General features: G+C 62.8%; 20 protein-coding genes. 11 read left to right on the plus strand and 9 right to left on the minus strand.

All coding sequences use genetic code 11. From position 1 onward, the window contains the following. Positions 1-3: 3 nt before the first annotated feature. Both glcE and glcD read right to left on the minus strand, forming a co-directional pair. Complete coding sequence (glcE, locus tag BMW49_RS06630; RefSeq protein ID WP_069516544.1) at positions 4-1,080, minus strand: glycolate oxidase subunit GlcE; 1,077 nt, start codon at positions 1,078-1,080, stop codon at positions 4-6. Further along, positions 1,080-2,579, minus strand: coding sequence for a glycolate oxidase subunit GlcD (gene glcD, locus BMW49_RS06635; protein ID WP_069516545.1), 1,500 nt, complete (start codon positions 2,577-2,579; stop codon positions 1,080-1,082). Before glcD ends, glcE begins: the two co-directional genes overlap by 1 nt. A gap of 249 nt (positions 2,580-2,828) precedes the next feature. Here glcD and glcC point away from each other — a divergent pair, with 249 nt between their 5' ends. From glcC to BMW49_RS06670, 7 genes are all read left to right on the plus strand, one after another. Next, positions 2,829-3,602, plus strand: a complete 774-nt coding sequence (glcC, locus tag BMW49_RS06640) for a transcriptional regulator GlcC (protein WP_069516546.1) — start codon at positions 2,829-2,831, stop codon at positions 3,600-3,602. Between the two features lie 107 nt (positions 3,603-3,709). Continuing rightward, the gene (locus tag BMW49_RS06645; protein ID WP_069516547.1) at positions 3,710-4,261 is read left to right on the plus strand and encodes a chorismate--pyruvate lyase family protein; all 552 of its coding nucleotides are present in this window, start codon (positions 3,710-3,712) and stop codon (positions 4,259-4,261) included. A gap of 200 nt (positions 4,262-4,461) precedes the next feature. Further along, positions 4,462-5,355 carry a 4-hydroxybenzoate octaprenyltransferase gene (gene ubiA, locus BMW49_RS06650; protein ID WP_069516548.1) on the plus strand — a complete coding sequence of 298 codons (894 nt, stop codon included), beginning with the start codon at positions 4,462-4,464 and terminating at the stop codon, positions 5,353-5,355. 232 nt (positions 5,356-5,587) lie between these two features. Continuing rightward, positions 5,588-6,277, plus strand: a complete 690-nt coding sequence (phoB, locus tag BMW49_RS06655) for a phosphate regulon transcriptional regulator PhoB (protein WP_069516549.1) — start codon at positions 5,588-5,590, stop codon at positions 6,275-6,277. 76 nt (positions 6,278-6,353) lie between these two features. Beyond that, a complete protein-coding gene (gene phoR, locus BMW49_RS06660; RefSeq protein WP_069516550.1) occupies positions 6,354-7,658 on the plus strand; it encodes a phosphate regulon sensor histidine kinase PhoR in 1,305 nt (434 codons plus the stop codon). 177 nt (positions 7,659-7,835) lie between these two features. Then, complete coding sequence (locus BMW49_RS06665) at positions 7,836-9,176, plus strand: hemolysin family protein (RefSeq protein ID WP_069516551.1); 1,341 nt, start codon at positions 7,836-7,838, stop codon at positions 9,174-9,176. Between the two features lie 323 nt (positions 9,177-9,499). Further along, positions 9,500-10,261 (plus strand): outer membrane protein, encoded by a 762-nt coding sequence (locus BMW49_RS06670; RefSeq protein WP_069516552.1) that lies wholly within the window; start codon positions 9,500-9,502, stop codon positions 10,259-10,261. A gap of 19 nt (positions 10,262-10,280) precedes the next feature. Here BMW49_RS06670 and BMW49_RS06675 read toward each other — a convergent pair whose 3' ends face one another. From BMW49_RS06675 to BMW49_RS06705, 7 genes are all read right to left on the minus strand, one after another. Then, the gene (locus BMW49_RS06675) at positions 10,281-11,876 is read right to left on the minus strand and encodes a GMC family oxidoreductase (protein ID WP_069516553.1); all 1,596 of its coding nucleotides are present in this window, start codon (positions 11,874-11,876) and stop codon (positions 10,281-10,283) included. 1 nt (position 11,877) lies between these two features. Continuing rightward, positions 11,878-12,711, minus strand: coding sequence for an ABC transporter ATP-binding protein (locus tag BMW49_RS06680; protein ID WP_069516554.1), 834 nt, complete (start codon positions 12,709-12,711; stop codon positions 11,878-11,880). Further along, the gene (locus BMW49_RS06685; RefSeq protein ID WP_069516555.1) at positions 12,699-13,502 is read right to left on the minus strand and encodes an ABC transporter permease; all 804 of its coding nucleotides are present in this window, start codon (positions 13,500-13,502) and stop codon (positions 12,699-12,701) included. Before BMW49_RS06685 ends, BMW49_RS06680 begins: the two co-directional genes overlap by 13 nt. Before the next feature lie 148 nt (positions 13,503-13,650). Beyond that, on the minus strand, positions 13,651-14,637 hold the full coding sequence (locus tag BMW49_RS06690) for an ABC transporter substrate-binding protein (protein WP_069516556.1): 987 nt from the start codon (positions 14,635-14,637) through the stop codon (positions 13,651-13,653). A 225-nt stretch (positions 14,638-14,862) separates the two neighbouring features. Continuing rightward, positions 14,863-16,236, minus strand: coding sequence for an aspartate aminotransferase family protein (locus BMW49_RS06695; protein WP_069516557.1), 1,374 nt, complete (start codon positions 16,234-16,236; stop codon positions 14,863-14,865). Positions 16,237-16,293: 57 nt separating this feature from the next. After that, positions 16,294-17,784 carry an aldehyde dehydrogenase gene (locus BMW49_RS06700; protein WP_069516558.1) on the minus strand — a complete coding sequence of 497 codons (1,491 nt, stop codon included), beginning with the start codon at positions 17,782-17,784 and terminating at the stop codon, positions 16,294-16,296. A gap of 223 nt (positions 17,785-18,007) precedes the next feature. Continuing rightward, positions 18,008-18,808 (minus strand): carbon-nitrogen hydrolase family protein, encoded by an 801-nt coding sequence (locus BMW49_RS06705; protein ID WP_069516559.1) that lies wholly within the window; start codon positions 18,806-18,808, stop codon positions 18,008-18,010. A gap of 170 nt (positions 18,809-18,978) precedes the next feature. Between BMW49_RS06705 and BMW49_RS06710 the strand changes: the two genes are divergently transcribed. From BMW49_RS06710 to BMW49_RS06720, 4 genes are all read left to right on the plus strand, one after another. Then, on the plus strand, positions 18,979-19,926 hold the full coding sequence (locus BMW49_RS06710; protein ID WP_069516560.1) for a LysR family transcriptional regulator: 948 nt from the start codon (positions 18,979-18,981) through the stop codon (positions 19,924-19,926). Between the two features lie 1,183 nt (positions 19,927-21,109). Beyond that, positions 21,110-21,853, plus strand: coding sequence for an AAA family ATPase (locus tag BMW49_RS06715; protein ID WP_069516561.1), 744 nt, complete (start codon positions 21,110-21,112; stop codon positions 21,851-21,853). Between the two features lie 324 nt (positions 21,854-22,177). Beyond that, the gene (locus BMW49_RS24460; protein WP_139133787.1) at positions 22,178-22,837 is read left to right on the plus strand and encodes a hypothetical protein; all 660 of its coding nucleotides are present in this window, start codon (positions 22,178-22,180) and stop codon (positions 22,835-22,837) included. 262 nt (positions 22,838-23,099) lie between these two features. Continuing rightward, the gene (locus BMW49_RS06720; protein WP_167362779.1) at positions 23,100-23,867 is read left to right on the plus strand and encodes an endonuclease/exonuclease/phosphatase family protein; all 768 of its coding nucleotides are present in this window, start codon (positions 23,100-23,102) and stop codon (positions 23,865-23,867) included. Positions 23,868-23,893 lie beyond the last annotated feature (26 nt).

The raw sequence follows: 23,893 nt of genomic DNA on the forward strand, positions 1-23,893 counted from the left end.
GGTTCAGATCTCTGCGTACAGGCGGCCGGGGTTGAAGATCCCTTGCGGGTCGAGTTGGGCTTTGAGCTGGCGGTGATAGCGCAACAGCGGCTCAGCCAAGGGCGCGAAGGGGCTGTCGCAGACGCCTGCGGTAAAGCAGCTGGCATGGCCCCCGACTGCCGTGACGGCCTGACGAATAGTTGCGGCGTCAGCGTCGCTTTTGAGCCAGCGCTGGGCGCCGCCCCAATCCACCAGTTGCTCGCCCGGCAGGTCGAGCACGCCGGTGTTGTTGGGCAGCGACAGGCGCCACAGCGGGCGCGGGTCAGCAAAGAACGCGAGCTGCTGCTCGTTGAGAGCGTCCCAGTAATCCTCCGCGAGCGGTTCACCGCCCAAGCGCGCCTGGGCGGCGGCCACCGAGCCTTCGCCGCCTTCGAGGCGCAGGTGCAAAGCCTGGCCATCGTGGCAGGCGGCGCTCAACGGCACGGGCTGTTGGCCCCACTCGGCGAGCTTGCGCAGCGCCGTGGCAAGGTCCATATCCAGGCGCAGGCTAAGGCGCTGGCGCGGCACCGGCAGGACCTTGAGCGAGACCTCGGTGACCACGCCCAGGCAGCCAAAGCTGCCGGCGAGCAGGCGCGACAGGTCGTAGCCGGCGACGTTCTTCATCACCTCGCCACCGAAACGCAGGTGCTTGCCGGTGCCGGTGATCAGCCGCGTACCCAGCACCAGGTCGCGCACGCCACCGGCCCAAGGCCTACGCGGGCCGGCCAGGCCGGCCGCGAGCATGCCACCAACGGTGGCGCCGTCGCTGCCCTCGCGGGCAAACCGCGGCGGCTCGCAGGTAAGCATCTGCCCGGCATCGGCCAGGGCCGTCTGCAGTTCGCTGAGCGGCGTGCCAGCGCGGGCGGTGATCACCAGCTCGGTTGGGTCGTAACTGACGATGCCACGGTGGCTGCGAGTATCGAGCACTTCACCGGCCACTTTGCGGCCGAGAAACGCCTTGCTGTTGCCACCCTGAATACGCAGCGGCGTGCCGCTATTAAGGGCGTGGTTGACCTGTTCCAGCAGCGCGGCGCTGGCGTCGACGTCGGGGCGCGAAAGCATCAGAAACGCTCCAGATCAGGGAACGGCAGCTGGCCGTGGTGTACGTGCATGGCGCCGAACTCGGCGCAGCGGTGCAGGGTCGGGATGTTCTTGCCGGGGTTGAGCAGGCCGGCGGGATCGAACGCCGCCTTCACCGCATGGAACAGGGTGATTTCGTCGCTGTTGAACTGGCTGCACATCTGGTTGATCTTCTCGCGGCCCACGCCGTGTTCGCCGGTGATGCTGCCGCCGACCTTGACGCAGAGTTCGAGGATCTTGCCGCCCACCGCCTCGGCCCTTTCCAGCTCGCCGGGCTGGTTGGCATCGAAGAGGATCAGCGGGTGCATATTGCCGTCGCCGGCATGGAACACGTTGGCCACGCGCAGACCGTACTCTTCGGACAACGCGGCGATGCCCTTGAGCACGCCCGGCAGCTCGCGCCGTGGGATGGTGCCGTCCATGCAGTAGTAGTCCGGCGAGATCCGCCCGACCGCCGGGAAGGCGTTCTTGCGTCCGGCCCAGAACTTCACCCGCTCGGCTTCGTCCCGCGCCAGGCGCACCTCGGTGGCGCCGGCCTTGGCCAGCACCTCGCGCACGCGCTCGCAGTCATCGGCCACGTCAGCTTCCACCCCGTCCAGCTCACAGAGCAGGATGGCTTCAGCCTCGACCGGGTAGCCGGCGTGGATAAAGTCCTCGGCGGCGCGAATCGCCAGGTTGTCCATCATCTCCAGACCACCGGGGATGATCCCGGCCGCGATGATGTCGCCCACGGCGCGCCCGGCCTTCTCCACCGAGTCGAAACTGGCCAGCAGCACCTTGGCCACCTGGGGCTTGGGCAGCAGCTTGACCGTGACCTCGGTGACGATGCCGAGCATGCCTTCGGAGCCGGTGAACAGCGCCAGCAGGTCGAAGCCCGGCGAGTCCAGGGCGTCGCTGCCCAGGGTCATGCGCTCGCCGCAGGCGGTGAGAATCTCCACCTTGAGCAGGTTGTGTACGGTCAGGCCGTACTTCAGGCAGTGCACGCCGCCGGCGTTCTCGGCGACGTTGCCGCCAATCGAGCAGGCGATTTGCGAGGACGGGTCCGGGGCGTAATACAGATCGAAGGGCGCCGCCGCCTGGGAAATTGCCAGGTTGCGCACGCCCGGCTGCACCCGGGCAAAGCGCCCGGCGGGGTCGATTTCGAGAATCTTGTTGAAGCGCGCCATCACCAGCAGGATGCCCTTTTCCAGCGGCAGCGCACCGCCGGACAACCCGGTACCGGCGCCACGGGCGACCACCGGCACACCGCGCTGGTGACAGATTTTCAGCAGGGTTTCGACCTGTTCGATGCGTTCGGGCAGCACCACCAGCATGGGCGCCGTGCGGTACGCCGAGAGGCCGTCGCATTCGTAAGGGGTCAGGTCTTCCTGGGTGTGCAACACGTCCAGGTCTGGCAGGCGCGTGCGCAGCTCATCCAGCAGCGCAGCTTTATCGACCGTAGGCAGTACGCCGTCGACGCGCTCATCGTAAAGAATGCTCATGGCAGGCTCTTTTTCAGGCAGCGTTATTGTTGTTGTGCAGGCCGGCAACGCTCGCCAGCCTGCTTATGGGGCCAAGGTGTAGCCCTGCGCCCGCCTGACGTCTAGCTTAAATCGCACTGGTAGTACCAGTTTCTTTCGTCAGCCTTTCATAAAATCACGGCTATACCCTGCGCAGATACTGGGATTAAGCTCGATAAGGCTGGCATACTGAGGCGCCAGCCTAAACTGGTACTACCAGTGGAGAAGCGCATGGAGATAACCCAGCCAGTCCCCCGCCGCCAGGTCAGCGATGTGGTCGCCGAACGCATCGAACGCTTGATCGTCGACGGCGTGCTCAAGGTCGGCCAACCACTGCCCTCGGAGCGCCGGCTGTGCGAAAAACTGGGGATTTCCCGCTCGGCGCTGCGCGAGGGGCTCAAGGTGCTGCGTGGTCGCGGCATCATTGAAACCGCCCAGGGGCGCGACTCACGGGTGGCCAACCTCACCGGCCCGCGCGATGCCAGCCCGCTGATGCACCTGTTCAGCTCGCAGCCGCGCACGCTCTTCGATTTGCTCGAAGTTCGCGCCCTGCTCGAAGCCGAGTCCGCCCGTCTGGCCGCCCTGCGCGGCACCGAGGCAGACTTCGTGCTGCTGACCCGGCGCTATGAAGAAATGCTCGCCGCCCACGCCCAGCCGCAAGGCTTCGAGCCGCGTGAGCACGCGCGCCTGGACCACGCCTTCCACCTGGCCATCTGCGAGGCGTCGCACAACCCGGTGTTGCTGCACACCCTGCAATCGTTGACCGACCTGATGCTCAACTCGGTGTTCGCCTCGGTGAACAACCTCTATCACCGGCCGCTGCAGAAGCGCCAGATCGACCGCCAGCACGCGCGGCTCTACCACGCGGTGATCGAGCGACTGCCCGAGCAGGCGCAACGCGCCGCGCGTGAACATATCCACAGCATCCGCGACAACCTCAAGGACATCGAGCAGGAAGAGTTGCGCCTGGTGCGCGCGACCATGCGCTTGGAAGGCTGGTCGTAGAGCCTTGGTGCGCACGGCGCACCCTACGGCCACGCGGACCCGTGCAATGCATGCAGCAGCACCTTTCGATTAGACTGCGCCGCTCGCCACCAACCCGAATACCCGCCGTGTCCGATACTGCCCTCGCTCAATCACCGCACTGGCTCAGCGCCAGCCAGTTGCAGCCGCTCCCCGCCGCGGCCATACAGGCATGGCTGTTTAACCAGGACTCCCTGACCCGTCGCCTGACCGCATTGTCCCAGAACGGCTTTAGCGTGACCCCACTGCAAGAAGGCTGGCAGCCGCTGCGCCACGACGAATGTGCCCTGCTCGGCGTGGCCGATGGCAGTGAGGGCTGGGTGCGCGAGGTGTATTTACGCGGGCATGGCCAGCCCTGGGTATTCGCCCGCAGCGTGGCCACGCGCAGCGCACTGGAAGGTGCTGGGCTGAACCTGGGCGAACTGGGCAGCCGCTCCCTCGGCGAGCTGCTGTTCAGCGACAGCGCCTTCGACCGCGGCGAGTTGCAGGCCTGCCGCTACCCGGCCGCGTGGCTACCGGCCGCGGTGCGCAGCGAACAGCTCTGGGCAAGGCGTTCGTGCTTTAGCCGCGACGCCCTCGGGGTGGTGGTGGCCGAAGTATTTCTGCCGACCTTTTGGCAAGCGGCCGGGATCGACGCCTGACCGAGGCCATCCAACCCGGGTATCGCTGCGCTCAACCCAGGCTACCTGTAGCGGCATCAGAGCCGTAGCCTGGGTTAGGCGCCTGTGTGGACGCCAGGCTCAGCCACCCAGCCTGAGGCGCCGTAACCCGGGAAAACAGCGATCCACCCTACACCGCCAAGCTCCGTATAATCCGCGCAACCCGCACGGAGACGCGCCCGATGTACACCCGCCTGTTGAAATCGCTGAATCGCTTTAATCCTCGCGCCTGGGATTTCATTCAGTTGATGCGCCTGGATAAACCCATCGGCATTTACCTGCTGCTGTGGCCGACGCTGTGGGCGCTGTGGATCGCCGCCGAAGGCGTGCCGAGCGCGAAGAACCTCTTCATCTTCGTCTTCGGGGTGATCCTGATGCGCGCCGCTGGCTGTGTGATCAATGACTACGCCGACCGCAAGGTCGACGGCCATGTCAGCCGCACCCGCGCCCGCCCCCTGGCCAGTGGGCGGATCAGCCCGCGCGAGGCGCTGGTGCTGTTCGCCGTGCTGGTGGCGGCCAGTTTCGTGCTGGTGCTGTTCACTAATGCCACGACTATCTGGCTGTCGTTCGGCGGCCTGGCCCTGGCGGCCTGCTACCCCTTTATGAAGCGCTACACCTATTACCCGCAGGTGGTATTGGGCGCGGCATTCTCCTGGGGCATGCCGATGGCCTTCACCGCCGAGACCGGCAACCTGCCGCCAGAAGCCTGGCTGCTGTATATCGCCAACCTGCTGTGGACAGTGGCCTACGACACTTATTACGCGATGACCGACCGCGAGGACGACCTGAAAATCGGGGTCAAATCCACCGCCATCCTGTTCGGCGAGGCCGACCGCCTGATCATCGCCACCCTGCAAGGGTTGGCCCTGCTCTGCCTGCTGCTGGCTGGCAGTCGCTTCGAGCTGGGTGCGGCGTTTTACCTCGGCCTGCTCGGCGCCGCCGGCTGCTTTGCCTGGCAATGGCGGATGACCCGTAACCGCAAACCCATGGCTTGCTTCAATGCCTTTTTGCACAACCACTGGGCAGGTTTGGCGATCTTTGTCGGCATCGTGCTGGACTATGCGCTGCGCGGTTAGTGTCGCGTCGACAATGAGATGTCGACTCAAGAGCATGCTGCTTGGGTGGGGTTGGGCGGCACTCTGATTTAGCCGCGGCCCTTTCCGCGCTTTCTAAGGCCAATCGTGAATAAAGGCTAGGCGCCCCCTTCGCTCCTACAAAGCCTGCCGCTGACTCTATCTGTCATATCGCTGCAATAATTCCGTTATCTAATGCGCCCCAGACCGATGAAATGAACCGAGGCAGGACACCATGGTTGGCAAGAGCATCCTGATCGTCGACGACGAAGCCCCAATCCGCGAAATGATCGCGGTGGCCCTGGAAATGGCCGGCTACGAATGCCTGGAAGCGGAGAACACCCAGCAGGCCCACGCCATCATCGTCGACCGCAAACCCGACCTGATCCTGCTCGACTGGATGCTCCCGGGCACCAGCGGCATCGAGCTGGCCCGTCGCCTCAAGCGTGACGAGCTGACCAACGATATTCCAATCATCATGCTCACCGCCAAAGGCGAAGAGGACAACAAGATCCAGGGTCTGGAAGTCGGCGCCGATGACTACATCACCAAGCCGTTTTCCCCCCGCGAACTGGTTGCTCGCCTCAAGGCCGTATTGCGCCGCGCCGGCCCAGCCGACAGCGAAGGGCCGATCGAAGTCGGCGGCCTGCTGCTCGACCCCATCAGCCATCGCGTGACCATCGACGGCAAGCCCGCCGAGATGGGCCCGACCGAGTACCGCCTGCTGCAATTCTTCATGACCCACCAGGAGCGCGCCTATACCCGCGGCCAGTTGCTGGACCAGGTCTGGGGCGGCAATGTCTACGTTGAAGAGCGCACCGTCGATGTGCATATCCGCCGGCTGCGCAAGGCCCTCGGCGAGGCGTACGAGAACCTGGTGCAGACCGTGCGTGGCACCGGCTACCGCTTCTCGACCAAGAGCTAAGCGACTGCGCCCGCTCTTGCAGGTAGGATGCGGGCCGTCACAAACGCACAAGGAATGACTGGCGGATGAGCTTCGAGTGAACCGTAATTCGCGCAGCGCCGTCGTACGGCGCCTCCTGCTGTTGGTGTCGGGCTGTCTGCTGCTCGGCCTGATCACCGGCGAATATGCCTGGGCCCTGGTCATCGGCCTGGCCGTACACCTTGGCTGGACCCTGCGCCAGTCCTTGCGCCTGCACCGCTGGCTGCAGGACCACCAACCCGATGAAGCGCCGCCCGACGCCTACGGCCTGTGGGGCGAAGTGTTCGACAGCATCTACCACCTGCAACGGCGCAACGAGCGTGCGCGCGGTCGCCTGCAAGCGGTCATCGACCGGGTGCAGGAGTCCACCGCCGCGCTGCGCGACGCGGTGATCATGCTCGATAGCCAGGGCAACCTGGAGTGGTGGAACCAGGCTGCAGAAACCCTGCTCGGCTTGAAGACACCGCAGGACAGCGGCCAGGCCATCACCAACCTGGTGCGCGACCCGCGCTTCGTCGAGTATTTCGAGCGCAGCCAGTATCAGGAGCCTCTTGAACTGCCCTCGCCAATGGGCGGCAACCGCCGACTGCAGTTCAACATCACCCAGTACGGTAACAGCGAGCATCTGATGCTGGTGCGCGACATCACCCGCCTCCACCAGTTGGAGCAGATGCGCAAGGACTTCGTCGCCAACGTCTCCCACGAGCTGCGCACGCCGCTGACGGTGATTACCGGCTACCTGGAAACCCTGCTCGACAACGTCGAATCAGTGAACCCACGCTGGCTGCGCCCACTGCAACAGATGCAGCAGCAGGGCGGGCGCATGCAAAGCCTGCTCAACGACCTGCTGCTGCTGGCCAAGCTGGAAGCCACCGACTACCCCTCGGATAATCAGCCCGTGGCACTGGAACCGCTGCTGCAGGCGATCGTCGCCGACGCTCAGGTGCTATCAGGCAGCCATGCCCACAACCTGAGCCTGGAGGCCGAGCCTGGCCTGCGCATCAAGGGCAGCGAAAGCGAGCTGCGCAGCGCCCTCTCCAACCTGGTGTTCAACGCGGTGAAGTACACCCCGGACGACGGCGACATCCATATCCGTTGCTGGAGCGATGGCGAAGGCGTGCATGTCAGCGTGCGCGACAATGGCCCTGGCATCGAGGCCCGCCATCTGCCGCGCCTGACCGAGCGCTTCTACCGCGTCGACTCCAGCCGCGCCAGCCACACCGGTGGTACCGGCCTGGGCCTGGCCATCGCCAAACACGTGCTGATGCGCCACCGCGGCCACTTGCAGGTGCAAAGTCGGCCCGGCCATGGCAGCACCTTTATCTGCCACTTCGCCCCGGCGCAGATCGCTCGGCGCGCTTAGGGGTTGATCGCGTTTTGCTCACGGGACGAGGATATGTCCGGACGCCATGTTGCCGCCTATGGGGTGCGCGCGGCGCACCCTGCATCACGCAGCCCACACACCTAGCGCCGGCAGGGAACTTGCAAAGTAGTCGCCTTGCCCCCACCCTTTAGCCACCTTCGGTTACTCGACACCCCTATGGACCCTTCCCCCGGTTACACCGCTGCGACTTACTTTGCCGACTTTGGCCTGATCCTATTCGCCTTTGTCCTGGTGCTGCTCAACGGTTTCTTCGTGGCCGCCGAGTTCGCCATGGTCAAGCTGCGCGCCACCAAGGTCGAGGCCCTGGCCGAGCAACATGGCTGGCGCGGGCACATCCTGCGCACTGTGCACAATCAGCTCGACGCTTACCTGTCGGCCTGCCAGCTGGGTATCACCCTGGCTTCGCTGGGCCTGGGTTGGGTTGGTGAGCCGGCCTTCGCCCATTTGCTCGAGCCGCTGTTCGCCGCCGCCGGCATTCAGTCGCCGGCCGTGGTGCATGGCGCGGCGTTCTTCACTGCGTTCTTCATCATTTCCTACCTGCATATCGTGGTCGGCGAGCTGGCGCCCAAGTCCTGGGCCATCCGCAAACCCGAGCTGCTCTCGCTGTGGACCGCTGTGCCGCTGTACCTGTTCTACTGGGCCATGTACCCGGCGATCTTCCTGCTCAACGCCAGCGCCAACGCCATCCTGCGCATTGCCGGCCAGGGCGAGCCGGGGCCGCACCACGACCACCACTACAGCCGCGACGAACTCAAGTTGATCCTCCACTCCAGCCGCGCCAGCGACCCGAGCGACCAGGACATGCGCGTGCTGGCCTCGGCGGTGGAGCTGGGCGAGCTGGAGGTGGTGGACTGGGCCAACTCGCGCGAGGACCTGGTCTACCTGGCCCTGGACGCCAAGCTCGATGAAGTCTTCAGCGTGTTTCGCCGGCACAAGTACAGCCGCTACCCGGTGTTCGACGAAACCGCAGGTGAGTTCGTCGGTGTACTGCACATCAAGGACCTGCTGCTGCACCTGTCGCTGCTGGAGATGCTGCCCTCGGCGCTGAAACTCGCCGAGCTGATGCACCCCATCGAGCGGGTCAGCCGGCACATGCCGCTGTCCAGCCTGCTGGAGCAGTTCCGCCAGGGCGGCTCGCACTTCGCCCTGGTCGAAGAAGCCGATCACAAAGTGGTCGGCTACCTGACCATGGAAGACGTGCTCGAGGCCCTGGTCGGCGATATTCAGGACGAGCACCGCAAGGCCGAGCGCGGCATCCTCGCCTACCAGCCGGGCAAACTGCTGGTGCGCGGCGACACGCCGCTGGCCAAGGTCGAGCGCCTGCTCAGCGTCGACCTCGACCATGTCGAGGCGGAAACCCTCGCCGGGCTGATCTACGACACCCTCAAGCGCATGCCCAGCGAAGAGGAAGTGCTGGAGGTCGACGGCCTGCGCATCATCGTGAAAAAGATGAAGGGACCGAAGATCATCCTGGCCAAGGTGCTCAAGCTCGATTGAACGAGGGCCTCAGTGCGCACCGCCCTCTTTGGCTGTTGCAGCCGCATGGGGGCCATACGCAACTCCGTAGGAGCGCCGCCCCGGCGCGAAGCTTTTGCACCATCTGCTATGCCGCTGTATGGCCACTATTCGCCGCGAGGCGCGGCTCCTACGAGAAGCAACCACGCCGCCATTCAGCCCAGGGACATAGCCCCCAAAGGGCTCCTACCGTTCGTCGGATGACTCGAATAACGACGCGCCACACCAGTCCATGCAAGGGCACACCGATGCACTGCCCCATTGCGGTGCGTCACCCCCTTTGAATTTTGCAATAAGGACGTCTCATGTCGCGCACTCACCTGCCCTCACGCCTCCTCCTCGGTCTCAGCCTGGCCGGTGCCACTGCGGCCCACGCCGACAGCATCACCGACCCGATCTCCACCTTCGGCCTGATCGGCTCGCACAACCAGTACAAACTCTCGGTCGACGATGACAGCGACAAGGATCGCGTCAACCAGGGCGGTGCCTTCTACACCTTCGGCAACAAGCTGACCGGCCAGGAAGGCCTGATCTACCAGATCGGTGTCGAAGGCCAATACGGCAAAAAGGATGACACCGAGTTCAAATCGGCCAAGGCCGAGCTGGACCTGGGCCTGCGCGCCGCGCTGAGCACCAACAACTACATCGACCTGAGCATCGGTGGTGGCTACGACTGGGGCCGCCTGGAACAGGACAATGTCGACTTCGGCCTGTTCGAGGAAGACGTCAAACTGACCAGCAAATCACCATTCGCCAAAGCCGGCGTGGGCTACAACTACCTGACGCCGGACTACACCGTGCGCCTGGAAGTCGGTGCGCGCTACTCCATCGAGGGCGAGAGCAAACTGCATGTCGGCGGCGAGAGCGACACCGTCGACCTCAAGGACAAGGTCAACCCATACGGCGAACTGACCGTGCTATGGAACAAGGGCATCAACAACCTGCCCATCAGCACCAGCCTCTACTACACCCAGACCCGCTACCAGGTCGACAGCAACAGCGACCTGGTCGAGCGCACCAAGATCAAGCAAGAGCAAGTCGGCCTGAAGGTCGGTCTGGCCTTCTAAAAAGCGCGCGCGCCCGGCGTCAGCTCGGGCGCGTACGAGCCAGAATCAGGTCGGCGGCTTTCTCGCCGATCATGATGCACGGCGCGTTGGTATTGCCGCTGATCAGCGTCGGCATGATCGAGGCATCGGCCACGCGCAGGTTGGCCAGGCCACGCACCTTCAGCTGCGGGCTGACCACGGCGGCCTCATCCGTGCCCATCTTGCAGGTGCCCACCGGGTGGAACACGGTGGCGGCGTAGTCGCGTAGATGCGCCAGCAGTTGCTCGTCGCTCTGCACCTGTGGCCCCGGCAACATTTCCTCACCGCGGATGGCGTCGAACTCCGGCTGCGCGAGGATCTTGCGCGCCAGCTTGACGCCCTCCACCAGCACCCGCGCGTCGGCTTCGTCGCTGAAGAAATTGAAGTCGATCTCCAGGCTGCGCCCTGTCCCCAGACGCACTTCACCGATGCTCTTCGGCCGCAGCACGCAGGTGTGGATGGCGTAGCCATGGCCCCACTCGAACAGACGCCCGCGGTGGCTGCGATAGCCGGGTACGAAGTGCATCTGCACATCCGGCAACGCCTCGGCCAGTGACGTGCGGGCAAAGCCGCCGGCCTCGACGTAATTGGTGGTCAGCCAGCCGGTCTTGCGCGCCAGGTACTGCAACGGCGAGGCGAGGATTTTCGGCAGCGCGCCGAGGGAGAAACCCAGCGACAGCGGGCTCTTCGAGCGCACGGTCACCAGGCCGTCGATATGCTCCTGCAGATTCTTGCCGACGCCGGGTAGATCGACCTTGCAGGCGACGCCAGCGGCTTCCAGCTCGGCCCTGGGGCCAATGCCGGACTTGAGCAAGATATGCGGCGAGCCGAGGGCGCCGGCGCAGAGAATGGTCTCGCGACTGCACTGCAGGGTGCGCCACTGGCCGTTCTGGCGCAGTTCCACGCCGCTCACCCGCTCGCCATCGAGCAGCAACCGCTCCACCTCGCAACCGCTGAGCACGCTCAGGTTGTCGCGGCGCAGCGGGTGAACGAAGGCGCGGTAACTGGACAGGCGCTTTCCGTTCTTCTGAGTGAGGTTATACAGGCCGACACCTTCCAAGGTGCCGCCGTTGAAATCGTCGTTGCGCTTCAGGCCGAGGTGTTCGGCCGCGCGAATGTAGAGGTTCGACAACGGATTGGGGTCGCGCGGTTTATCCACCAGCAGTTCGCCCTGGGTGCCGTGGTAGAGCAACGACTGGCCGAGGCGGTTGCCTTCGGACCGCTTGAAATACGCCAGCACGTCCTGCCAGCCCCAGCCGGGGCAGCCGGCAGCGGCCCAGCGGTCGTAGTCGCTGGCATCGCCGCGGATGTAGATCATGCTGTTCATCGCGCTGGAGCCGCCAAGGGCCTTGCCGCGCGGGGTGTGCAGGCTACGCCCGGCGAGGTGCGGTTGTGGCGCGCTGAAGTAGTTCCAGCTGAACACCCGGCTCTTGTACAGGGTGATGGTGCCGGCCGGGATCTGCACCCGCGGGCTGGCGTCGCTGCCACCGGCCTCGATCAGGCACACGCGCACCGTCGGGTCGGCGCTCAGGCGGTTGGCCAGCACGCAACCGGCCGAGCCCGCACCGACGATCAGGTAATCGAAGGATTCGCCCATCTCAGTGCACCTCGGCCAGGTCGTCGTGCAGCAGGCCGAGAATATGCCGCTTCATGCGGATGAACTCCGGCTCCATCACCACATCCAGGTTGCGCGGGCGCTCGATGGGCACGTCGAGGATTTCCTTGATATGCCCAGGCCGGGCGCCCATCACGTAGATGCGGTCGGCGAGCAGGATCGCCTCGTCGATGTCATGGGTGACGAACACCACGGTCTTCTTGCTGTTGCCCCACACCTGCAACAGCAGTTGCTGCATCTGCAGACGGGTCTGGCTGTCGAGGGCGCCGAAGGGCTCGTCCATCAGCAGGATCTGCGGGTCGTTGGCCAGGGCGCGGGCGATGGCCACGCGCTGCATCATGCCGCCGGAAAGCTGCTTGGGGTAATGCTCGGCGAACTTCGCCAGGCCCACCTCATTGAGGTAGAACTCGACGATGGTGCGAATCTCGTTCGATGGCAGCTTGCGCCGCTTGAGGCCGAACTCGATGTTCTGGCGCACCGTCAGCCAGGGGAACAGGGTGTAGCCCTGGAACACCATGCCGCGGTCGGCGCCGGGGCCGTTGACCTTCTGTCCACCGACGTAGATATCGCCATCACTGGGCTCGGCCAGGCCGGCGGTGAGGTAGAGCAGGCTCGACTTGCCACAGCCGGAGGGGCCAACGATCACCGCGAACTGCTGATCCGGCACCTCGAACGAGACCCGATCCAGCGCGGTAAAGGTCTCGCCCTTGGGCGACTGGTAGCGCAGGCTGACGTTGTCCACCTTGAGCCGCGCGGCGACCTCGGCGTAGGCGCTGAGCGGCGGCATGATGTACGGCTTCTTGGCTACTGCGCCCATGCGGCAATCCTCAGTCGGAGCAGACGGAACAGTTGGTCGGTAATCAGCCCGAGCAGGCCGATGATGGCGATGGCGAGGAAGATCACGTCGACCTGAAAGCCGCGCATGGCCTTGAGGCTGATGTAGCCCAGACCACTGCTGGCGGCGACCAGCTCGGCCACCACGAGATAGGTCCAGGCCCAGCCCATGGTTACCCGCAGGGTGTCGAGAATGCCCGGCAGCGAGGCTGGCCCGAGGACGTGCATCACCACGTCGCGGCGGCTGGCACCGAGGGTGTAGCTGGCGTTGATCAGGTCCTTTTGCACGCCTTTGGAAACGTCGGCGATCATCACCAGTTGCTGGAAGAACACGCCGAAGATGATCACCGCCACGCGCTGTTCCAGGCCAATGCCGATCCACAGAATGAACAGCGGCACGAACGAGGTCACCGGCAGGTAGCGGATAAAGTTCACCAGCGGCTCGAGGAACGCCTGGACGATGCGGAAGCTGCCCATCAGCAGGCCCAGCGGCACCGAAACCACGGAAGAAACCACGAAACCGATCAGCACCACCTCCAGGCTGGCCAGCACATGCTTGCCCAGGGTGCCGTCATGGGTCAGGCGGACGCCGGCAGCGAGTACATCGCCCGGCGTCGGCAGAAACATCGACGGCACCACGCCGCCATAGGAAAATCCGGCCCACAGGCCGAGCACCAGCAGCCAGCACAGCATGCCGGCGCTGAGCACCAGCTTGCGTGGCAATTCGACTTTCGGGGTCAGGCAGCGCTGCACCCAATTTTTTTGCGTGGCCATCAACCACCTCGTGTTGCGAGCAGAAAAGTGCAGTCAGGCCCCTCTCCCTTCGGCATCAACCTGCATCCGTGGGAGGCGCTTCAGCGGCGACGGTCGCGGCTGAAGCCCCTCCCACAGGGCGAGTTCTGCGTAGAGGGGAGCGAAACGCTTATGGCGTAACGAACGCGGTATCCACCAGGTCCTCGTAACTCACCGCATAGGGCTTGCCCTGCAGGGTGCTCCAGGTCTCGTTGGCCAGTTCGATAATGCCGGCGATATCCCCCGGCTTACCCGGCGTGCCGAGCAGCTTCTCGCTCATGGCCTGGTCGTAGAACTTCACGCCCTTGGCCGCTTCGGCCAGGTCTTGCGGCTTGGACAGGTAGCCGCCCACACCCTTGGCCATGATTGCGTAGGCCTCCTGCGGGTGGGTCTTGGTGTACTCCACCGCCTTGTACAGCCCGGCGACCAGCGCCTTGACGTCGTCTGGCTGCTGCTCGATGACCTCGCAGGACAACGCCACCACGTCGACAATCACCCCCGGGGTGGCCGCGCTGTCGATCAGCACCTTGCCGTTGCCCTTCTGCTTGACCATGGTCAGGTTCGGCTCCCAGGTCACCGCCGCCGGTACGTGGCCGGCGATAAAGGCCGAGGCGGCGTCATCGGCGGTCATGTTCTGCACCTCGATGTCGGCCATGCTCATGCCGGCCTGCTTGAGCAGGTAGCTCAGCCAGAACTGCGACACCGAGCCTTCGTTGACCGCCACCGACTTGCCCTTGAGGCCCTGGATATCGGCGATGTTGTTCTGCACCACGATGCCGTCGCCGCCGTGGGACTCATCCAGCGCCGCGACCGCCTTGAAGCAGAAGTCCTTGGAGCGGTACTTGAGGATCTCGTCGATGGTCGAGGCCGAGCCGGACAACTTGCCCGAGGCCTGGGCGGCCATGTACATCGAGGCTTCCTCGATGGTGGTCAGTTGCAGGTCGAGACCGGCCTCCTTGAAGTAGCCGAGGTCGCGGGCCAGGTACAGGGTGCCGTAGCCCACCCAGGTGGTGTGCCCCAGGGTCAGGGTGCCGGCCTGGGCACTGGCAGCCATGCCGGCGGCCAGGGCGGAACATGCAAAAGAGCGGGCGATACGGTGGCGCAAGGACGATTTCATGAAGCACTCCCACAGCCTGTTGGCTCGTTGTTGGTTTGCGTGGGGCAGGGTTTGGCCAATGGCCGAATTGCATGTGCATGGGCCGGCCTCGTTGGATCGGCGCCTGGTTCTTCGCCGCCCTCTGCGGGGCGGTTTCGGGTAATGCCTGTCGCGTTCGTAGGAGCGGCTGGGCGGCATTCCGCTTCAGCCGCGAATTCGCGGATAAATCCACTCCTCGCCTTCGGCTTACAGCAGGTTCAGCTCGCGCCCGGTGCGGTCCACTGCACGACGGGTCTTGTCCACCAGTTCGTCCAGCTCGGCGTGGCTGGCCACCAGGGCCGGCGCCATGATCATGCGGCCCAGGGTCGAGCGGATGATCAGCCCCTCGTCGAAGCCGACCGTGCGGCAGTGCCAGGCGATGTCGTGCTCGTTGGCGAAGCGCTTGCGAGTGGCCTTGTCCTCGGCGAACTGCAACGCGGCAACCAGGCCGGAGCCCTGGATCTCAGCAATCAGCGGGTGCTCGGCGAAGGTCTCGCGCAGCAGCTTCTGCAGGTAAGGGCCGCTGTCGTTCTTCACCGTCTCGACGATCTTCTCGTCGCGCAACGCTGTGAGGTTGGCGATGGCCACCGCCGCCGCCACCGGGTGCCCGGAATAGGTCAGGCCGTGGGCGAACAGGCCGCCCTGCTGCACCAGCACCTCGGCCATGCGCGCACTGAGCACCAGCCCGCCCATGGGGATGTAGCCGCTGGTCAGGCCCTTGGCGATGGTCAGGGTGTCCGGCTGGAAACCAAAATGCTGATGTGCGAACCACTCGCCGGTGCGGCCAAAACCGCCGATCACCTCGTCGGCGCACAGCAGCACGTCGTACTGGCGGCAGATGCGCTGCACCTCGGCCCAGTAGCTGGTTGGCGGGAAGATCATCCCGCCAGCACCCTGGAACGGCTCGGCGACAAAGGCCGCGACATTCTCGGCACCCAGTTCGAGGATCTTCGCCTCCAGCTCACGGGCGGCCTTGAGGCCAAACTCGGCCTCGCTCAGCTCGCCGCCTGCGGCGAAATAGTAGGGCTCACCGATATGCGCAAAATCCGGCAGCATGCCGCCCATCTCGTGCATAAAGCCCATGCCGCCGAGCGCGGTGCTGCCCAGGGTGGAGCCGTGGTAACCGTTCCAGCGGCCGATCATCACCTTCTTCTGCGGTTGGCCAAGAATCTGCCAATAACGCCGCACGGTGCGGATCAGCACCTCGTTGGCCTCGGAGCCGGAGTTGGTGTAGATGGCGTGGCTGTAGTGCTTGGGCAACAGGCTGAACAGCAGCTCGGACAGCTCGATCACCCGTGGGTGAGTGGTGTGAAAAAACAGGTTGTAGTACGGCAACTCCGCCAACTGGCGCGTGGCGGCGGCGTTGAGGTCGGCGCGGCCATAACCCAGGGCGGTGCACCACAGGCCGGACATGCCGTCCAGGTAACGCTTGCCGTCCGTGTCCCACAGGTGCAGGCCCTGGCCCTTGGCGATCACCAGCGCGCCCTGGGCGTTCAACGCCTTCTGGTCGAGAAAGGCGTGGATGTGGTGCGCCGCATCCAGCGCCTGGTACTGCGAAGTGGTGTGCTGCGGGGCAGTCATCGCAAGGTCTCCGTGGAATCTTAGGGTGGATCGCCAACCGTAGGGTGCGCCGCGCCGTTAGCGCAGCTGGAACCATGTGGTTTTCAGTTGGGTGTACTTGTCGAACGCATGCAGTGACAGGTCGCGGCCAAAGCCCGATTGCTTGCTGCCACCGAAAGGCGTGCTGACGTCCAGCGCGTCCACGGTATTGACCGACACGGTGCCCGCGCGCAGGTTGCGGGCCACGCGATGGGCGCGGTTGAGGTCATCACTCCACAGCGACGCGGCCAGGCCGTAGACGCTGTCATTGGCCAGGGCCACGGCCTCGTCCTCACTGTCGAAGGGCAGCACCGCCAGCACCGGGCCGAACACTTCCTCGCGAGCCAGGCGGCTGTCGGCGCTCACGCCGGTGAAAATGCTCGGCGCGATGAAATTGTCCGAGCCATTGAAGGTGAGCTGCTGACCACCGCAGACCAGGCGCGCACCGTCGGCCTCGGCGCCGCGGATAAACCCCATGATCCGCGCCGTCTGCCGCGCCTCGACGATGGCCCCAGCACGGCTGGCTGGGTCGAGTGGGTCGCCGGGCAGCCAGTCGCGGGCCTTGGCCTGCAGGCGCTCAACGAATTCATCGTGAATCGAGCGCTCGACCAGCAAGCGCGAGTTGGCCGAGCACACCTCGCCCTGGTTGAAGAAGATGCCAAAGGCGGCCTTCTCGGCAGCCAGGTCGAGATCCTGGCAATCGGCGAACACCAGGTTGGCGCTCTTGCCGCCGCACTCCAGCCAGACCTGCTTGAGGTTGGACTGCGCCGAATAACCCATAAAGTATTTGCCCACCTCGGTGGAGCCGGTGAAGGCCAGGCAGTCGACATCCATGTGCAAGCCGAGCGCCTTGCCGGCCTGCTCGCCGAGACCCGGCACCACGTTCAACACGCCCTCCGGCAAGCCGGCTTGCAGGGCCAGCTCGGCCAGGCGCAGGGCGGAGAACGGCGACTGCTCGGCGGGTTTGAGCACCACCGAATTGCCGGCGGCCAGGGCCGGGGCGAGCTTCCAGGCGGCCATGTCCAGCGGGAAGTTCCACGGCACCACAGCGGCGACCACACCCAGGGCCTCGCGGGTCACGGTGGCCAGCACGTTGCGCGCGCTGGGGGCGACTTCGTCATAGAGCTTGTCGAGGCTCTCGGCATACCAGCGGAACACGCCGGCGGCGCCGGGCACGTCGATGTTCCAGGCATCCATCACCGGCTTGCCCATATTCAGCGAGTCGAGCAGCGCCAGTTCGTCGCGGTGCTCAAGAATCAGCTCAGCCAGGCGCAGCAGCACCTGCTTGCGCTCGACCGGTGTGCGCTGCGACCAGACGCCAGCCGCGAACGCCTGACGGCCACTGCGCACGGCCAGCTCGACCTCGGCCTCGCCACAGGCGGCGACCTGCGCCAGCACCTGGCCGGTGGCCGGGTTGATGGCCGCGAAGGTCGCGCCAGACTGCGCCGCCACACGGCGACCACCAATGATGGCCTGTGCGATAAAGGCTTGCTGCCGGGCGCGTTGCTGCCAGTCGCTGAGTGTATGCACCACTATCCCCTTGTACCGGTTGGCCGTTGCGCAGTGATGGTGGCGCAAGCCTGGGGATAGGAAAAATATTAAAAATGTCGCCGGGACATACGAAAAAGCTGGTCACCCACGCACCCTTTCGGTGCCGCACGCCAGTTAAGCGTGCACGCCTGTGGCCAGCCCCCGAAAAGCCTGGCCAGGCAAGAACCAATCCAGCAGAACGCAGCGCTCAGGGCGCACCTTTTCAGCGCTTGAGCAGCTCGCCGTACAGTGCCGGGCGCCGCCCTTCGAGGTACGGAAAACGCTCGCGCCAGCTTTCGCGCTGGCTGCGATCCAGGTCGACCACCAGCACGCCTTCGCCCCCAGCCAAGACACCGAGGCGCTCGCCATCCGGCGCGGCCACGCAGGAGCCACCGAGAAAGGCCAGGCCGTTCTCCACCCCGCTGTGGTTGCAGTAGGCAACGAACAGCTGATTTTCCACCGCCCGGGTCGGCACGATCAGTTCCGGCACAACACGGTATTCGGGCGTCAGCGCGGTGGGTATGAGCACCAGCTCGGCGCCGGCCAGGGCGTGGCTGCGCACCGCCTCGGGGAACTCCACGTCGAAGCAGATCAGCAACGCCACGCGCCAACCATTGAGCAGCACCGGCGCCTCAAAACCCTCACCAGGCGTGAACAACTCGCGCTCCATCGCCCCGAACAAATGCGCCTTGCGGTAGTTGGCCAGGCGCTGACCCTGGGCGTCGATCAACTGCGCTGAGTTGTACGGCTTGCCGCCGGCCGGGTGACGCTCGGCATAGCCGTAACACAGCGCCAGCCCGTGTTCGCAACACAGGTCCGCGAGGCGTTGCGCCGCCGGGCCATCGGCGGCCTCGGCCAGCGCCGCCATCTGCTCGGGCACCTGGTAGCCGCCCAACCACAGCTCCGGGCACAGCAACACCTGCGCACCTGCGGCGGCGGCAGCCTGCATCTGCGGTTCCAGGGCCTTGAGGTTGGCATCGACATCGGCGGGAAAACCCTGGGTTTGCCAGAGGGCCAGGCGCATAAGACGGTTCCTCGAATAAGCGTGTATGGGTCTTGCAAGCAGAAGCCATGCCCGCAGCGGCCAGGAAATTTATCGCCGCTGCCCAGCAAAATCCTCACCCCACCGCTGCCCGGTTACCTGGCCGTGGGGAGTAAGGTGAGGCATAAACAAGCGTTCTACCGAGGTTCCGTGTGGCTGCCTATACCCTGCGTCAACTCAAGTACTTCGTCACCACCGTCGAGTGCGGCAGCGTCGCCGAGGCGTCGCGCAAGCTGTATATCGCCCAGCCGTCGATCTCCACGGCGATCAAGGGCCTGGAAGAAAGCTTCGGCGTGCAACTGTTTATTCGCCACCACGCCCAGGGCGTTTCGCTGACGCCCAGCGGCGCGCGCTTCTACCGCAAGGCGCAAAAGCTGCTGCGCATGGCCCACGAGTTCGAGCAAAACGCCCTGGCCGACAACGACGTGGTGGCCGGGCAAATCGATATCGGCTGCTTTGAAACTGTCGCCCCGCTGATCCTGCCGCGCCTGATCGCCGGCTTCGGCCAACGCTACCCCGGCGTGGAAATACGCCTGCACGATGGCGAACAACAGGAACTGGTGCAGGGCCTGACCGGCGGGCGCTTCGACCTGACGATCTTCTACGAACACGACCTCGACAGCACCATCGAAACCGAACCGCTGATGCCGCCGCAGCGCCCCTACGCCCTGCTACCTGAAGGCCATCGCTTTGCCGGGCAAACCCAGGTCTCGCTGCGCGACCTGGCGCTGGAACCGATGATCCTGCTCGACGTATTGCCGAGCCGCACCTACTTCGTCAGCATCTTCGAAGAGCTGGGCCTGAGCCCGAATATCGTCTTCAGCTCACCCTCCATCGAAATGGTCCGCGGCATGGTCGGCCAAGGTTTCGGCTTCTCCGTCCTGGTCACCCGTCCGCACAGCGACATCACCTACGACGGCAAACGCGTGGTCTGCGTCAATATCAGCGAAGACGTTACCGGCTCCGGCCTGGTCGCCGCCTGGCTCAAGCGCGCACAACTGACCAAGCCGGCGCAGTTGTTTGTGGATTACTGCAAGGAGCAATTGGCGCCCGCGCCGCAGGGTGAGGCAGAACAGACGCCCGCGAGCCTGGAAAAGTAAGACGCCGCTGGCTTGGGGCGTGATGAGCTAGCGGCTCAGCCCAGTGCCGTGACATGAATCAAATCTCTGTCAATGCCAGGCTACGTGGGAGGGGCCGGGCGGCGCTCCGCTTTAGCCGCGACGCTTTCAGCGCTTTCGAGGAGTATCGCGAATAAAGGCTAGGCGTCCCCTTCGCGCCTACAGATGGCGACCAATTATTTGTGTCGCGAAACTAGCGCCGGATAACACGGCAGCTTCAAGCCAATCGGCATGGATCAGGCGTGTGAGGATAACCCTCACGCATTGCTTGCCGTTTTTGCGGCGAATGCTAAGGTCGAAGCGAAGGATCCTGCCAATTGCCAGCACCGCTGGCCCGTCGTAGCCAAAAGGAGCTTGGAATGCGCGACACCCTCTCGAAAGCTCGTATCTCCCTCCACGTCATAGATCTGACTCAACATCGCTTGCCGACTCTTTATCGGGCATGGATGGAGCGTGGTCGTCATGGCTGCACAAAATGTGGAAGTCACGCGAATACGGGGTCGGTTTTGGCGGGAGTGGTAACTGCTTGATAGGAAAGGGCTTTATAAAAGCGGCTAGGGAAGGCGGCGTCGTTATATGAAATTCTCTCATAATGAATTAATGAGGAATTCGGTCTAATCACTGTTAGAGCCAGACATGCATCCGAAAAACATAAGGCTGTGGTTAGCCATATCATTTCTAGCACTATCAGTACGATTCTGTGCCGGCCTTTATTATCTATACATAGGGTGCCCAAGAATCTTAGGAGACTGCTACAAGGACGGTGCTAGCGCAGCGTTCTGGCCAATAACAATTTCAACATTAACCTTTTATATATCAGTCTTGGCAATTATTTTCATAGCAACGATTCGAACGGTTAAAATTTTAGTGCGTTTCGCGAAGCAAAAACCCACCTCGAAAAGCTCTAACTAGTGGTTCAAGTCGTTCGCTTCGCTCACCGGGACGGGCTAAAGCCCGCGCCTTAACCAAACGTTGAGGCTGTAGAAAAACCTCAAGGCATATTCAAGAGCCTTGCCGTATGTGAAATTTGGAGGAGTCGAGCGAGATGAACACGTTATATTGCAAGAGAGATGCTGGTTTTGGCTAAAACAGCCAAAGCTTCTGGCGCAAATTTTGCTATCTAGTTTTTCTACAAATTCGTTAGGCGTCAGGAACACTTCACGCTATGGCTCGGCGAACAAAACCCTATCTGCTCCACGCCTCTTTCCGTCCAGACGCGGAAATCGACTACGGGTCGTATCCATTCAATATCCCGGCGGTTCGAGAACTCGGGAATATAGACTTTCACCCAAATGTGACCTTCTTTGTCGGTGAGAATGGCTCCGGGAAGTCAACGGTCATGGAAGGACTTGCCGTAGCGTTAGGCTTTGGTGCTGAAGGTGGAACGAAGAGCGTTCAATTCCGAACCGCCGAAACGATCTCGCCTCTTCACAACAGCCTGAGGCTGGCTCGCGGCGTTCCAAAGCCTCGCGACGGGTACTTCCTTCGGGCAGAGAGCTTCTTCAATGTTGCAACCTATATGGATGAGACAGGCTACCTCGGGGGATACGGTGGAAAGTCATTGCACACCCAGTCCCATGGCGAGTCGTTTATGGCAGTGCTCGTAAACAAGCTACGCGGTGATGGCATCTACCTCCTTGACGAACCGGAAGCGGCGTTATCACCCAGCCGCCAGCTTGCGGCACTCAGCGCGATCCATCAGTTGGTAGAAGACTCGTCGCAATTTGTCATCGCGACTCATTCACCTGTATTGCTCTCGTACCCACATGCAAAGATCATTCAGTTTGACGACTCGGGGGTCAGCGAGGTGGCTTTTGAGGACACTGAGCACTTTGTGGTAACGCGGGACTTTCTCAACAACTATCCCAACCGTCTAAAACGGCTACTCCGCGATGACACTGACGCCTAACCCTTGTTTCGAAAAAGTAAAAAGGGGACCGCCAAAAAAGGCAGCAGATTTTGATGAGTCATTGGTTACTTGAACGCAAGAGCCTGATAATGGTTGAGTTCAGGCGGCGTCCAGTACGAACGTGATGAAGAAGGCAAGAGTTCTGATCAAATACATAATAATAGGGGACAGACCACGAATAACGCCTCAGGAAACCGTGGCCTGCCCTCCAATACCCTCCGCCAAGAAAGACCATGCAATAAAAAATTGAAAATTTGGATAGATCATGCAGTGAGAATTTTTAAATCTTAGAAAAACGGATCAAATCTCTAAGGGAGCCCAGAAATGAGGCAAGTACTCCAAGAAGCACATGGTGCAATTATAAGGTCAGTAGGACTAAGATCCGCTGGCTTGCTGAAAACGGTGGCTCATCCTGAAGGATACTTAAAACCCGGCGTGATCAGTGTAGGTGTAGGACTCGCTCGTAACAGACCAATAATCAAAAGTGACCCGGTGAAACCTTTGACACTTTCTGAATACCTTAAAGCAGAAGGGATTGTTCTGTATTTGGGGATGTCGCCAGGAATGACTCAAAATTTCACATATGGCAATGGACGGGGAGAGAGGCTTAAATACGGAGCGAGCTCACAAGCATTTAAAAATTTTATTGAGAGTTCCTTGAGCCCTATCGCACCAGTAATCTTTTGCCCTGCCCAACCAAGACCCGCGGGCCCTCGACATAAAGACGACCATGTATCATTTATCGGCGGGAGCCATGTAGGCAACGCGGGGTGTGCTGAAAAGCAAATTATGTATGACGTGATGGAAGTGGGCGACGGTGGTTTGTTAGGCATCAGCAATACGTCGTTTCCTGATCCAGACTCCCCGGACAAAAGCTTGCATAGCTATATGCGAAAAAGGACAGATGGTACTTTCTATGTTTGTCCATGCACGACCTGCCAGGTAAGACTGGACTACTACGGCATCAAAAATTTTGATTTGTAATTGCATAAAACTTCTAGTCATCGGCTAAGTCGGTGCCTGCCTTGAACAAGAAGGGGACAGATTTATTTATTGGCCTAATCCGACTGGCCTAAAAATAAATCTGCCACCCTTTTCCTCTGAGCCTATTGATTGCCGCAATTCTATTTAGAAAATAGTAGGTCTAAGGATGCTCTGAAGCAGTCCTGTAACAATGATGGCGCGGGCCTCTGGTACACTTCGGCAACTCCAGCGCAGCGGTTTTTCATCGCTCGCGAAGCCCCCCGTGCCGTCGTCCTCTACTGATCCCATGCCGCTCAACATCGCGTCTATCAACATCGAACGCTCCAGGCACCTGCCGCGCGTCGCAGCCTTCATCAAGCGTGAACGCCCGGATCTGCTGTGCCTGCAGGAGCTCTGCGAGAGCGACATTGGCTTCTTCGAAGCGCTGATGGGCGGTCGCCTGCACTTCGCGCCAATGATGCGCCATCCGGGGGAAGGGTCTACGGATTTGGTCGGCGTAGGTATGATCGCCCGCGCAGACACATTGACGGACGTGGCTGCCGACTACTACTCCGGCAGCGCGCAGGACATTCGCGAAATCACCTTCTTCGACACGCAGGGTCATCGCGCAGCCGATCCATTGAGCATCGCCGAAGTCATGCTGAGTGCCACCCTGCAGGGCTTACGCATCGCCGTCACCCACCTCAACGTGACCCCACTTGGCACATCCACGGCGTACCAGCGGGAAAGTGCCGGCAAGCTGATTCGCCTGGCTCAGGCGCAAGCCCAGCAGGCTGGCGACCTACTTTTGGTAGGCGACTTCAACGCCCCGCGCGGCCGCGCCACCTTCGACCTGATCGCCGCGCACTTTATCGATGGCATACCGGCGCACCACACCAGCAGCATTGACGGCTCGCTGCACCGCGCCGGAGACATTCCGTTTATGGTCGACGGGCTATTCCACACACCGGGCTACCGGCTGGAAAACGTCCACCTGAGTACCGGCGTATCCGACCATTGCGCGCTCAGTTGCCGCTTGAGCAAAGCCTGAACTGGCAACAAAAGAACAAACAGAGA

The sequence above is a fragment of the Pseudomonas cuatrocienegasensis genome (assembly GCF_900110925.1).
Classification (GTDB): Bacteria; Pseudomonadota; Gammaproteobacteria; order Pseudomonadales; family Pseudomonadaceae; genus Aquipseudomonas; species Aquipseudomonas cuatrocienegasensis.

Bases quoted from the DNA above. Each gene is read 5' to 3' on its own strand.
- glcE (WP_069516544.1), bottom strand. From the start codon at position 1,080: ATGCTTTCGCGCCCCGACGTCGACGCCAGCGCCGCGCTGCTGGAACAG.
- glcD (WP_069516545.1), bottom strand. From the start codon at position 2,579: ATGAGCATTCTTTACGATGAGCGCGTCGACGGCGTACTGCCTACGGTC.
- glcC (WP_069516546.1), top strand. From the start codon at position 2,829: ATGGAGATAACCCAGCCAGTCCCCCGCCGCCAGGTCAGCGATGTGGTC.
- ubiA (WP_069516548.1), top strand. From the start codon at position 4,462: ATGTACACCCGCCTGTTGAAATCGCTGAATCGCTTTAATCCTCGCGCC.
- phoB (WP_069516549.1), top strand. From the start codon at position 5,588: ATGGTTGGCAAGAGCATCCTGATCGTCGACGACGAAGCCCCAATCCGC.
- BMW49_RS06665 (WP_069516551.1), top strand. From the start codon at position 7,836: ATGGACCCTTCCCCCGGTTACACCGCTGCGACTTACTTTGCCGACTTT.
- BMW49_RS06670 (WP_069516552.1), top strand. From the start codon at position 9,500: ATGTCGCGCACTCACCTGCCCTCACGCCTCCTCCTCGGTCTCAGCCTG.
- BMW49_RS06675 (WP_069516553.1), bottom strand. From the start codon at position 11,876: ATGGGCGAATCCTTCGATTACCTGATCGTCGGTGCGGGCTCGGCCGGT.
- BMW49_RS06680 (WP_069516554.1), bottom strand. From the start codon at position 12,711: ATGGGCGCAGTAGCCAAGAAGCCGTACATCATGCCGCCGCTCAGCGCC.
- BMW49_RS06685 (WP_069516555.1), bottom strand. From the start codon at position 13,502: ATGGCCACGCAAAAAAATTGGGTGCAGCGCTGCCTGACCCCGAAAGTC.
- BMW49_RS06690 (WP_069516556.1), bottom strand. From the start codon at position 14,637: ATGAAATCGTCCTTGCGCCACCGTATCGCCCGCTCTTTTGCATGTTCC.
- BMW49_RS06695 (WP_069516557.1), bottom strand. From the start codon at position 16,236: ATGACTGCCCCGCAGCACACCACTTCGCAGTACCAGGCGCTGGATGCG.
- BMW49_RS06705 (WP_069516559.1), bottom strand. From the start codon at position 18,808: ATGCGCCTGGCCCTCTGGCAAACCCAGGGTTTTCCCGCCGATGTCGAT.
- BMW49_RS06715 (WP_069516561.1), top strand. From the start codon at position 21,110: ATGGCTCGGCGAACAAAACCCTATCTGCTCCACGCCTCTTTCCGTCCA.
- BMW49_RS24460 (WP_139133787.1), top strand. From the start codon at position 22,178: ATGAGGCAAGTACTCCAAGAAGCACATGGTGCAATTATAAGGTCAGTA.